Origin of the sequence: Bailinhaonella thermotolerans, from assembly GCF_003594875.1 — a bacterium.
Lineage (GTDB): Bacteria > Actinomycetota > Actinomycetes > Streptosporangiales > Streptosporangiaceae > Bailinhaonella > Bailinhaonella thermotolerans.
This window is the reverse complement of sequence record NZ_QZEY01000013.1, coordinates 133,558-145,281: the sequence shown is the minus strand read 5'-3', so window position 1 is coordinate 145,281 and position 11,724 is coordinate 133,558. Positions and strand designations below refer to the sequence as shown.

Genomic DNA, 11,724 nt, shown 5'->3' with positions numbered 1-11,724 from the left:
CGCACGGCCGGGGGCGGCGGCTAGCTGAGGATGAGCACGATGAGGGCGACGATCACGCCGCACAGCACGAGGCCGATGACCTCCCAGATCCAGTCGTGGTGCTGGTCTCCGGGCCGGCCCGGGTGCGGCCTCGCCGCCGCGCGCCGCCGCCTGCCCCGCACGGGAGCCGCCCGCCGCGACACCCGCACGTGGGCGGGCTCCGCGACGGTCCCGGAAGCGCCGGCCTCCGCGCCGGTCGCCTCGGAGGCGGCGCTCCCGGAGGTGGCGATCTCGGACGCGGCGTCCCCGGGGACGGCGACCTCGGTGGCGGGCTCGGCGGCGGCGGTCGCGGAGGCGACGGTCTCAGAGGTGGGGCCGGTCTCGGCCTCCCCGCCCGCGTCCGGCCGCGTCTCCCCGCCGGGCAGGACGCCCGCGCGCGCGGTCTCACCGGCCGTGTCCCCGTCGCCGCTCCCGGCCTGCCCGCGCTCGCGGGCCGGGCCCTCCGGAGCGGAGCGGCCGGCGGGGGAGGGCGCGGCGGGCACCACGCCGTCGTCCGTGAGCCGTACCCCGGCGTCGCCGTCGTCCGGCTCCGCGAGCGGCAGGATGTACGACGCCTCGTCGATCGGCTGAGCGAGCACGCCGTCAGCCCCGGCGCCGGCCCCTTCGGCCCCAGCGGTCTCCTCGGACGGTGCGGATTCGGTGACCCGGGCGGATTCAGTGGATTCGGTGGATTCGCTGGCCCCGGCGGATGTGGTGGAGACGGCGGATGCGGTGGACACGGCGGATCCGGTGGACACGGTCGCACCGGCGTCGGACCTGGCGTTCGCGGCCTCGGGCCCGGCGGCCCCGGCGGCCCCGGCAGCGGACGCGGTGGCGGGCTCGGACGCGCCCGTGTGGCCGCTCTCCGTCGCGTCCGCACCGGTCGCGGAGGTCTCGCCGTCCGGTGTCGCTCCGAGCCGCGTGTCCGCGGTGCCGTCCGCGCCGGCGGCGTCCGTCTCCGGGCGCGCCTTCGCGTCGTCGCCGGTCGCCTCGTCCGCGTCGCGGGTGCGGTCACCCTCCCCGTGATCTTGCGATTCGGCGCCGGGCTCACCGCCGCCGAGGCGTGAGGCCGAGCCGGCGTCATGCGGAATCGCGAGACCACCGGCGGTGGGCCGGAGGGCGTCGGGCCCCGCCGTACTCGACTCCGCCGCCGTCTCATCCGTGGCGTCCGCCGGGGCGGGGGAGCGTCCGGCGCCGCCCGCCGTGACGTCACCGCCGCCGGTGGCGGCGCGGGCGCCGGGAGCGTCGTCCCGGGACTGCTCTGCGGAGGGCCGCCGCGTCTCGTCCGCCGGGCGCGCGTGTCTGCCGCCCCTGGTCTCCGGGTGGCCGGCGGGTGCGGCGGAGGTGGGCGTGCCGGCGCGGTCCTCCGGCGCGGAGTCCCGCGCGGAGTCCCGCGCGGAGTCCTGCTCGGCGTCCTTCTCGGGGGCCGGCGAGGAGAGCGGGACGGGGGCGGCGAGGACGGGGCCTCGGTACTTCGGGATGGGCTCGGTCATGGCGTCGGCCGCGGGCGGGGTGACGGGGTCTGGGGACGGGGCGAGGTCCAGGCGCTTGGCCGGGAGGGGGGAGCCGGCCGGGCCGGAGACCTCGTTGAGGACCCGCTCGCGCAGGTCGGGCGGAAGGGGCGGGACGGGCAGCACGGCCAGGACCCAGCCGAGGCCGGAGGTGAGGAGGGTGTCGGCCAGCCGGATCGCGGCGTCGTCGGTCTCGGCGGAGATGAGGGCCGTGGTCAGGGCCTGCTCGAAGTGCCTGCGGGCGCGGTCGGCGAGCTGGGCGGCGGTGTCGGCGGCGACGTCGAGCACCTTGGCGAGGTCGGCCGGGGCGAAGCCGTACGCCTCGGACAGGAGGAGGACCTCGCGCTGGTGGGGACGGAGCTCGCGGACGACGCGCTCGACGATCTCGGCGGCCGGGTCGGCGGGGGGCGGCGCGGGCGGCCCTGAGACGGGGGCGTGCTTGTCGATCTCGCGGCGCGCGTGTGTGAAGAGCGCCACACGCCGGTCGGGTAGATCGTCTTGCTTCGTCGCCGCGAGAAACGCGGAAATGATCAAGCTCGCGGCGATCTCGGCGCTTCCCAATTGATCATGGCAAAACGAGTAAAGCTCCCCCGCGTGCCGGTCGAAAAGCTCGCCGACGAGCTCGCGGCGTGGGCGGTTGTGGGTGAGCTTGGAGATCACAAAATGCTCCGCTGGGGGTTCGCCAAGTCATTGGAGGAGCGCCGGGAAACAAGCCAATGATGCCAAATACCGGCGCGTCATCGCATGCTAAGGCGCGCGCGGGAGTGAAATCCTATCCCCGGTTTTTCACCCACCGGGTAACGGGCACGCCGGGCCCCCGCGTAGTCTGGGCGAGGATCATGACAGTCGAGAGGACATCCGCGGCGTGATTACTTTCGAGCAGGTCACCAAGCGGTACGCCGACGGCACGGTGGCGGTCTCGGACCTCAGCCTGGAGGCGCCCACCGGCCGCATCACCGTGTTCGTGGGCCCTTCGGGCTGCGGCAAGACGACCTCGCTCCGCATGATCAACCGGATGATCGACGCCAGCTCCGGCCGCATCCTGATCGACGACCGCGACGTCCGCGGCGTGGACCCGGCGGAGCTGCGGCGCGGCATCGGATACGTCATCCAGCAGGCGGGCCTCTTCCCGCACCGCCGCGTGCTCGACAACATCGCCACCGTCCCCTACCTCCTGGGCTGGGACAAGCGCCGCGCCCGCGACCGCGCCGCCGAGCTGATGGAGCTGGTGGGCCTGGACGCCGGCCTCGCGTCCCGGTACCCCTTCCAGCTCTCCGGCGGCCAGCAGCAGCGCGTCGGCGTGGCCCGCGCGCTCGCCGCCGACCCGCCGATCCTGCTCATGGACGAGCCGTTCAGCGCGGTGGACCCGGTCGTGCGCGCCAGCCTCCAGGACGAGCTGCTCCGCCTCCAGGAGGAGCTGCACAAGACGATCGTGTTCGTCACCCACGACATCGACGAGGCGATCAAGCTCGGCGACTCGATCGCCGTGCTGCGCGTGGGCGGGCGCCTGGCCCAGCTCGCCTCCCCGGCCGAGCTGCTCGCGCGCCCCGCCGACGACTTCGTGGCCGGGTTCCTGGGCCGCGACCGCGGCATCCGCAGCCTGTCGTTCGTGCCCGCCAGGTCGGTACGGCTCCGCCCGGTGACCACCGTGTCGCTGTCCGCCGACGTGGACGAGGCCCGCCGTACGGCCCGCGACGCGGGGGAGGACTGGCTGCTCGCGGTCGGCGACGACGGGACCCCGCGCGGGTGGGTGTCCCCGCTGGACCTGCCGCGCGCCGGCACGCTGGCGGAGACGCCGCTGCTGGCCTTCGGCTCCTACGACCGCGACGCCGACTCGCTGCGCGCGGCCCTCGACGCCGCGCTGCTGTCCCCGACGGGGCACGCGGTCGCGCTGGACGGCGACGGCGCGATCGCGGGCGTGGCCACGCAGCGCGCCCTGTCGGAGGCGCTGGCCGAGGCCGCCGCGCTCACCGCGCCGCCGCCGAGACCCGTCTCGCCCGGCCTCCGCCCGGACGCCTCGGGCGCGCACCGCGACGGCGAGCACGCCGGAGGCGTACGGGAGGCGCCGCCGGGGAGCATGGGGGACGGCCGGGAGGCGTCGCGTGGATGAGCCCCTGGTCCGGTGGGACTGGATCGCGCGCAACGCCGGCACGATCGGCGGGCTGCTGGGCGACCACATGGTCATGTCGCTGGTGCCCGTGGTCGTGGCGCTGCTGGTCGCGGTGCCGCTGGGGCTGCTGTGCTCGCGCTGGCGCTGGCTCTACCAGCCCACGGTCGGGGTCACCAACGTCGTCTACTCGCTGCCGTCGCTGGCGGTGTTCAGCCTGCTCATCCCGATCACCGGCCTCGCCGAGCCGGGCACGGTGATCGTCCCGCTCACGTTCTACTCGCTCGCCGTGCTGCTGCCGTCGGTCGTGGACGGGCTGGCCGCGGTGCCCGAGTCGGTGCGGCAGTCGGCGACCGCGATGGGCTTCGGGCCGCTGCGGCGGCTGGTCCAGGTCGAGCTGCCGATCGCGGTCCCGGTCGTGCTGGCGGGCACGCGCGTCGCGGCGGTCTCCAGCATCAGCCTGGTCAGCATCGGCTCGCTGATCGGCCGCGGCGGGCTGGGCTACCTGTTCATCGACGGCTGGCAGCGCACCTTCCCGACGCCGATCGTGGTGGGCATCGTGCTGACCGTGCTGCTCGCCGTCCTCGCCGACGGGGTGATCATCTTCGCGCAGCGGGTGCTGACCCCCTGGTCGCGGGCGAGGAGCGCGGCGTGACCTGGTTCTGGGAGTTCGTCTCCGACCCGGCCAACTGGTCCGGGCCCTCCGGCATCCCCGCGCGGCTGCTGGAGCACCTGACCTACTCCGGCGTCTCGCTGCTGCTCGCGGCGGCCATCGCGCTGCCCCTCGGGCTGCTGATCGGCCACACCGGCCGCGGCGGGATCGTGGCCCTGGTCGCGGCCAACGCCGCCCGCGCGCTGCCCACCCTGGGCCTGCTCGTGCTGGTCATCCTCCTGATCGGGTACGGCGTCGCGCCCGTCCTGATCCCGCTCGTGGTGCTGGCGATCCCGCCCATCCTGGTGAACACCTACGCCGGGCTGCGCGGGGTGGACGCCGACCTGCGCGACGCCGCCCGGGGCATGGGGCTGCGCGGGCCCCAGGTGCTCTTCCGCGTCTCGATCCCGGTGGCGCTGCCACTGATCCTCCTCGGCCTGCGGCTGGCCGCGATCCAGGTGGTCTCCACCGCGACCGTGGCCGCGTTCGTCGGGCTGGGAGGGCTGGGCCGGTTCATCGTGGACGGCCTGGCCACCAAGCAGTACCCCAGCACGGCCGGGGGCGCCGTGCTCGTCGCCCTGCTGGCGCTCCTCGTACAGGGGATCTTCACCGTCCTGCAGCGCGTGATCGTCTCGCCGGGGGTGAGCGGCCGCGTTCCTGTCGGTAAGGCCGGATAGGGTCGGCTTACCCCCTAGTACGGAAGGGAATGAATGCTCATGAAGCGCGTCCTCCGTGGAGCGGCGCTCCTGATCGCCGCCGCGATGACGCTGTCCGCGTGCGGGGGCCAGTCCGGCAAGGACCCGTTGCAGAAGCCCGCCGACACCGCCAAGGCCGCTCCCGGCAAGGTCGTGGTCGGCTCGGCCAACTTCCCCGAGAACGTCCTTCTCGCCTCGATCTACTCCCAGGCCCTGCAGGCCAAGGGCGTGCAGGTCGAGGAGAAGTTCAACATCGGCACCCGCGAGAACTACTACGACCAGGTGAAGAGCGGCGCCCTCACGGTGCTCCCCGAGTACAACGGGGCCCTGCTCGCCTACATAGACAAGACCGCCACCGCGACCTCCAAGGACGAGGTCAACACCGCGCTCAAGAGCAAGCTCCCGGCCGAGCTGGAGATCCTGGAGTCCTCGGCCGCCGAGGACAAGGACTCGCTGACGGTCACCAAGGCCACGGCGGCCAAGCACAACCTCAAGTCCATCGCGGACCTGGCCAAGGTCTCCAAGGACTTCGTGGTCGGCGGCCCGCCGGAGTTCAAGCAGCGCCGCGAGGCCCAGTTCAAGGACGCCTACGGGTTGACCTTCAAGAGCTGGAAGCCCACCGGCGACGCGACCCCGGACGCCCTCAAGAGCGACGAGATCCAGGCGGGCAACGTCTTCACGACCGACCCCAAGATCATCGCGAACGACCTGGTCTCGCTGGAGGACCCGAAGAACGTCTTCAGCTCGCAGAACATCACGCCGCTGGTCCACAAGGCCGGCGCGAACGACACCCTGCGCACCACGCTGAACGCGGTCTCGGCCAAGCTCGACACCCAGCAGCTCGTGGACATGATGCGCCGCATCGCCATCGACAAGGAGGACCCGCCCGCGGTCGCCAAGGACTGGCTCACCAAGAGCGGCCTCCTGTAGAGACCCGTCGATCGGAAGGGGTACGGCGCACGTCGTACCCCTTCTCTCTTTCCGCGGTGGGAGCCCCGCCCTCGGCCCCGGCGGCCGTACGAGGGGCCCGCGCGGTGCTCCCTCCGGTCAGGAGAGGGCGCGGTAGCGGGAGCGGAGGCGGAGCAGGGGCGGGCGGGTGTCCTCGACGTACGGCACGGCGAGGACGCGGGCGATGAACAGGGTGTGGTCGCCGGCGGTCACCCGCTGGACGGTCTCGCATTCGAGGGCCGCGACCCCGCCCTCGACGATCAGGGCCTCGCTGGCCGCGCCCCGGTGGTGCGGGGTGCCGGCGAGGAGGAGGCGGGCGCCGGGCCGGCCCTTGCTGGCGAAGCGGCTCGCGATCGTCGCCTGGGAGCCGCCGAGCAGGGACACCGCCCAGCGGTCCACGCGGTCCAGCACCTCGCTGACGTACGACGCGGTGGCCAGGCTGACCATGAACAGGGGCGGGTCGAGCGAGATCGAGGTGAGCGCCGTCACCGTGACGCCGAGGTCGTCGCGGCCGTCGCGGACGCACACGACCCCGACCCCGGCGGCGAGCTGCGCCATCGACTCCACGAAGCCGTCCGGCGGCCCGCCGCCCGTGCCTCCGGGGGAGACCGACGCCGGGCCCGGGACCGGCTCATCGCCCGCCGTGCCGTTCATGTGGTCCATCGTCAGCGGATCGTCCACCAGCCGGGGAGCACCAGGGGACCGTAGGACGGCAGGCCCAGGCGGGTGGCCACGGCGGCGAGCGGGCCCCACGCCTCGATGCGCAGGCTCGCGGCGGCGGCCGTGCGGTCCTCGCTGGACTCGGCCGGGCGCAGCCGGTCGAGCGGGTGCATGCGCGGATATGTCCGGACCGGGGCGTCGGCGGGCAGGTCGGCCCGCTTGCGCGCGAGGTTCAGCGCGTCCTCCAGGCCGCCCAGCTCGTCGACCAGCCCGTTCGCGCGGGCGTCGGCGCCGGTCCAGACCCGGCCGCGGGCCAGCTCGCCGGCGCGCTCGGCGGTCATGCCGCGCCCGGCGGCGACCTTGCCCACGAAGTCGGCGTAGACCCGGTCGAGCCAGCCGTTCAGGCGGTCCCACTGGGCGTCGGAGAACTCGCGCGAGGTGGAGAACATCCCGGCGTTCGCGCCCAGGTCCACGGTGTCGGTGGTCACCCCGAGGCGTTCGAGCAGGTCCTTGATGACCGGCTTGCCGCCGAAGACCCCGATGGAGCCGGTGAGCGTGCCCGGCTGCGCGACGATGACGTCCGCGCCGGCGGACACGAAGTAGCCGCCGGAGGCCGCCAGGTCGCCCATCGACACGATCACCGGCTTGCCCGCCCGGCGCGCGAGGGTGACCTCGCGCCAGATGGTGTCGGAGGCGACGTAGGAGCCGCCTGGGCTGTCCACGCGGAAGACGATCGCCTTGACGCGCTCGTCGCGCCGCGCCGCCCGCAGGGCCGCCGAGATCGTGTCGGAGCCCATCGCGCCGGGCCCGCCGAGCGGGCTGCGCCCGCTGCGGCCGAGCCGGATCACGCCCGTGCCGTGGACCAGCGCGACGACCTTCTCCTTCGGGTGCGGCAGCTTGCGGCCCAGTCCGTGCAGCTTGGCGTAGCGCGACACGTAGAGCAGGCGGCTGTCGTGCCCCGCCGCCGAGCGGACCTCGTCGTAGACCTCGTCGCGGTAGGCCAGCCGGTCCACCAGCCCGGCGTCCTTGGCCTCCTCGGCCAGCAGCGGCCCCTGGTCGATCAGCTCGCGCACCCGCTCCCGGGTGAGCCCGCGCCCCTCGGAGACGGCCTCCACGACCTGCTCGATCACGGACTCGGCCAGGCGCGTCACCGACTCGCGGTGCGCGTCGGTCATGTGGTTCCGGGTGTAGGTGTTGGCGGCGGTCTTGTACTCGTGGCGCTGCCCGAGCTGCACCCGCACGCCCGCCTTGGCCAGCGCGTCGTGGAAGAACTTCTCCTCGACCGCGACGCCGGTCAGCCCCACGTCGCCGGACTGCTGGAGGTAGACGCGGTCGAAGGCGCTCGCCAGGTAGTAGGGGATCGTGCCGGGCCCGAACTCCCCGAACGACTCGGAGAACGCCACGGTCAGCTTGCCCGCGTCGCGCAGGGCGCGCACGGCGGCGCGCAGCTCCTGCACGCTCGCCAGCCCGACCCGCGGGCCGCCGATCTTGACGATCAGCGCCTTCACCCGCTCGTCGGACCGGGCCCTGCGCAGGGCGTCCAGCACGTCGGTCAGCCGGGGCTTGCGCATGCTGAGCAGCGCGCTCAGCGGATCGGCCGGCGGCCCCTCGATCAGCCCCTCGGTCAGGTCCAGCTCCAGGACCAGCGGACTCGCGCGCCGCAGTCCCAGCTCCTTGATCACCTTCACCGCGTCCATGAGATCAGCCTATTCTCCGCATCGCCCGCCCCGCCGACCCATACGGCATCCCCTTCCGAACCCGCCCCCAACACCCGACTTCCACCCCCCGCTCCCGCGCTCCGGAGCAGGGCCCCGGTACGCCGGTCCTCGGTACGCCGCGAGGCGGGGCTCCGGGAGGCGGGGCTCCGGGAGGCGGGGCTCCGGGAGGCGGGGCTCAGGGTGGCGGGCTTCGGAAGCGCGGGGTGCGGGGCGCGGGCCAGGGGCTGGGGGAGCGGGCCCCGCCGTACGAGGGTTCGGGGTACGGCGGGGCGGGGTTCAGCGGAGGGTGCCGTTGGTCATGCCCGCCGGCTCCTCGGGGAGGGTGATGAGGCCCAGCTCGGCGGGCGAGGCCATCAGCGGGTGGGCGGGGACCACCCGGACCGAGTAGCCGAAGGAGCCGGTCCGGTCCAGCGGGACGGTGCCCGAGTAGTGGGCCCGGGCGTCGTCGCCGGCGGATTCGAGCTTCAGCGCCGAGTAGCTGGGGTCGATCAGCTCGTCCTGCGCGCTGACGCGGCCGAAGACCGCCTCCACGGCCACGTCGTCCGGCGAGAGGTCGCCCAGGTTCACGGTCGCCTCCATGAGGAGGGAGGAGCCGAGCTGGGGGGTCTCGCCGAGGCCGCTCGTCTCCACGTGCTCCACGCGGACGCCCGGCCAGGCGCGGCTGACGCGGAGCTTCCAGGCGGCGAAGGCGCGGGCGGGCTCGAACGCGTCCGCGCTGAGCGCCCGGGCCGAGGCCGCCGCCGGGGCGTACAGGTCCACGACGTAGTCGCGGAGCATGCGCCCGGCCAGCACCTTGGGGCCGAGGGAGCGCAGGGTGTGCTTGACCATCTCCAGCCAGCGGCGCGGCGGGCCGTCGCCGTCCCGGTCGTAGAAGCGGTCGGACACCTCGCGCTCGATCAGGTCGTAGAGGGCGGCCGCCTCCAGCTCGTCGCGGCGCTCGGGGTCGGTGACGCCGTCGGCGGTGGGGATCGCCCAGCCGTTGTTGCCGTCGTACCACTCGTCCCACCACCCGTCCCGGATGGACAGGTTGAGGCCGCCGTTGAGCGCGGCCTTCATGCCGGAGGTGCCGCACGCCTCCAGGGGCCGCAGCGGGTTGTTCATCCACACGTCGCAGCCCTGCACGAGGAGCTGGCCCAGGGCCATGTCGTAGTCGGGCAGGAAGACGATGCGGTGCCGCACGGCCGGGTCGTCGGCGAACTTGACGATCTGCTGGATGAGCTTCTTGCCGCCCTCGTCGGCCGGGTGGGCCTTGCCCGCGATCACGATCTGCACCGGCTTGGCCTCGTCGAGCAGCAGCTCGCGCAGCCGCTCGGGGTCGCGCAGCATCAGCGTGAGCCGCTTGTACGACGGGACGCGGCGGGCGAAGCCGATGGTGAGCACTCCCGGGTCGAGGACCTGGTCGATCCAGCCCAGCTCGGTCGGGGAGGCGCCGCGCGCCCGCCAGGAGGCGCGGAGCCGGTCGCGGGCGGCGAGCACGAGGCGTTCGCGCAGCCGGCCGCGGATCTCCCAGATGTCGGAGTCGGACAGCCGGTCCACGGCGTCCCAGCCCTGGCCGCGCGACACCACCGACGGCAGCTCGCGCCCGGCCAGCTCCATCACCTCGCGGCCGACCCAGGTGGGCGCGTGGACGCCGTTCGTGATGAAGCCGATCGGCACCTCGTGGACGTCGAAGCCCGGCCAGAGCCCGGCGAACATCTCGCGGCTGACCTCGCCGTGCAGCTCGGACACGCCGTTGACGCGCTGGGCCAGGCGCATGCCCATGACCGCCATGTTGAAGACGTCGCGGTCGCCCTCCTCGGCGGGCTCCGCGCCCAGCTCCAGGATGCGGTCCACCGGCACGGTCGGCCAGGAGTTGTCCCCGCCGAAGTGCTTCTCCACCAGGTCGCGCGGGAAGCGGTCGATGCCGGCGGGCACGGGCGTGTGGGTGGTGAAGACCGTCCCCGCGCGCACGGCCTCCAGGGCCTCGTCGAACGTCATGCGCGACTCGGTGAGCTCGCGGATGCGCTCCAGGCCGAGGAACCCGGCGTGGCCCTCGTTGGTGTGGAACACCTCGGGCTCGGCGTGCCCGGTGATCCGGCAGTAGGTGCGGATGGCCCGCACGCCGCCGATGCCGAGCAGCATCTCCTGGAGGAGCCGGTGGTGGGTGCCCCCGCCGTACAGCCGGTCGGTGACGTCGCGCGCGGCGGCGTCGTTGTCGGCCACGGCCGAGTCGAGCAGCAGCAGCGGCACGCGGCCGACCTGCGCGACCCAGATCTGGGCGGTGAGGGTACGGCCCTCGGGCAGGCTGATGCGGACGCGCGCGGCGGAGCCGTCCTCCTCGCGGAGCTGCGTCAGCGGCAGGCCGCCGGGGTCGAGGGAGGGGTAGTGCTCGAGCTGCCAGCCCTCGGGCGAGAGCGACTGGGTGAAGTAGCCGTGCCGGTAGAGCAGGCCCACGGCCAGGATCGGCACCCCCAGGTCGCTGGCGGCCTTGAGGTGGTCGCCGGCCAGGATGCCCAGGCCCCCGGAGTACTGCGGGAGGGCCGAGGTGATGCCGTATTCGGGAGAGAAGTAGGCGATGGCGCGGGGGCCGTCGTCCAGCGTCTGGTACCAGCGTGGGGCGCTCATGTAGTCGCGGAGGTCGTCGGCGGCGTCGGCGAGTCTGCGCAGGAAGCGGCGGTCCCGCGAGAGCTCCTCCAGCCTCGCGGGTTCGACCGCGCCGAGCAGCGCGACCGGGTCGTGGCCGACCCGGGCCCAGACCTCGGGATCGACCTCCTCGAACAGGTCCAGCGTCTCGGGGTGCCAGGACCACCTCAGGTTGAGCACGAGCTCGCTGAGCGGGGCGAGCGGTTCGGGCAGGACTGTGCGGACCGTGAACCGTCGGATAGCTCTCACGTTTCCCGACCTTAGTTAGTCCCCCGCGTCACGGGCGACCGAAACACGGTTCAGGCCAGGGGCACGGGGGTCCGGAAATCCTTGGAATTCGCCGCGAAAAGGGCATGCTGAAATCGCCCGGCGGCCAGACGTTCGAACGCGCCCGCCGAAGCGATCGGAGGGCGCGTTCCCCGGAAAACGACGATCAATCCTGCGCGGTGCTCAGAATGACCTGCTTCTCCTCGTACAGGAAGCAGTCACACTGCCCGCAGCCCGGCGTGATCATGACTAGGATCCTCTCGCACAGGTAGTCCTTACATACAGAGCGTAAGAGAGTCTGGGCGGACCGTGAAGGGGACACTTAGGCTACTTCTCCTGGTTTCGCCGGTTGCCCCGGTTCCTCCCGCTCGTCCCGCCCGGCGCGTCGCGTGTGAGATGCCGTCTTTGCGGTAAGCAGATGAGGAGAGACGATTGGGCGTCCTCCGGGAGGTCCGGTCCCGACGAGACGTGTGCCCCGAAGATCAACACCTGCCCGTACCCGCGGCGGCGTGCCCGCGCCGCCATT

Annotated in this window: 8 protein-coding genes; 4 read left to right on the top strand and 4 right to left on the bottom strand. The window is 73.5% G+C overall.

Going from position 1 to position 11,724, the window contains the following annotated elements; genetic code table 11:
* Window positions 1-20: 20 nt before the first annotated feature.
* Window positions 21-2,006 carry a sigma factor-like helix-turn-helix DNA-binding protein gene (locus tag D5H75_RS27720; RefSeq protein ID WP_119929486.1) on the bottom strand — a complete coding sequence of 662 codons (1,986 nt, stop codon included), beginning with the start codon at window positions 2,004-2,006 and terminating at the stop codon, window positions 21-23.
* Between the two features lie 388 nt (window positions 2,007-2,394).
* Here D5H75_RS27720 and D5H75_RS27715 point away from each other — a divergent pair, with 388 nt between their 5' ends.
* From D5H75_RS27715 to D5H75_RS27700, 4 genes are read left to right on the top strand one after another with little or no spacing between them, the layout of a single operon-like run.
* Window positions 2,395-3,639, top strand: coding sequence for an ABC transporter ATP-binding protein (locus D5H75_RS27715; protein WP_119929485.1), 1,245 nt, complete (start codon window positions 2,395-2,397; stop codon window positions 3,637-3,639).
* The gene (locus D5H75_RS27710; protein ID WP_242454554.1) at window positions 3,632-4,291 is read left to right on the top strand and encodes an ABC transporter permease; all 660 of its coding nucleotides are present in this window, start codon (window positions 3,632-3,634) and stop codon (window positions 4,289-4,291) included. Before D5H75_RS27715 ends, D5H75_RS27710 begins: the two co-directional genes overlap by 8 nt.
* A complete protein-coding gene (locus D5H75_RS27705; RefSeq protein ID WP_119929484.1) occupies window positions 4,288-4,965 on the top strand; it encodes an ABC transporter permease in 678 nt (225 codons plus the stop codon). Before D5H75_RS27710 ends, D5H75_RS27705 begins: the two co-directional genes overlap by 4 nt.
* 39 nt (window positions 4,966-5,004) lie before the next feature.
* Window positions 5,005-5,913 (top strand): ABC transporter substrate-binding protein, encoded by a 909-nt coding sequence (locus D5H75_RS27700; RefSeq protein WP_119929584.1) that lies wholly within the window; start codon window positions 5,005-5,007, stop codon window positions 5,911-5,913.
* A 117-nt stretch (window positions 5,914-6,030) separates the two neighbouring features.
* Here D5H75_RS27700 and D5H75_RS27695 read toward each other — a convergent pair whose 3' ends face one another.
* From D5H75_RS27695 to glgP, 3 genes are all read right to left on the bottom strand, one after another.
* A complete protein-coding gene (locus D5H75_RS27695; RefSeq protein WP_340137778.1) occupies window positions 6,031-6,612 on the bottom strand; it encodes a flavin reductase family protein in 582 nt (193 codons plus the stop codon).
* Window positions 6,597-8,288, bottom strand: coding sequence for a signal peptide peptidase SppA (gene sppA / locus D5H75_RS27690; protein ID WP_119929483.1), 1,692 nt, complete (start codon window positions 8,286-8,288; stop codon window positions 6,597-6,599). Before sppA ends, D5H75_RS27695 begins: the two co-directional genes overlap by 16 nt.
* 297 nt (window positions 8,289-8,585) lie before the next feature.
* Complete coding sequence (glgP, locus tag D5H75_RS27685) at window positions 8,586-11,180, bottom strand: alpha-glucan family phosphorylase (protein WP_119929482.1); 2,595 nt, start codon at window positions 11,178-11,180, stop codon at window positions 8,586-8,588.
* Window positions 11,181-11,724 lie beyond the last annotated feature (544 nt).

What these genes read in the sequence shown, in the direction of transcription:
- D5H75_RS27700 (WP_119929584.1), top strand. Translation starts at nt 5,005, where the DNA reads ATGAAGCGCGTCCTCCGTGGAGCGGCGCTCCTGATCGCCGCCGCGATG.
- sppA (WP_119929483.1), bottom strand. Translation starts at nt 8,288, where the DNA reads ATGGACGCGGTGAAGGTGATCAAGGAGCTGGGACTGCGGCGCGCGAGT.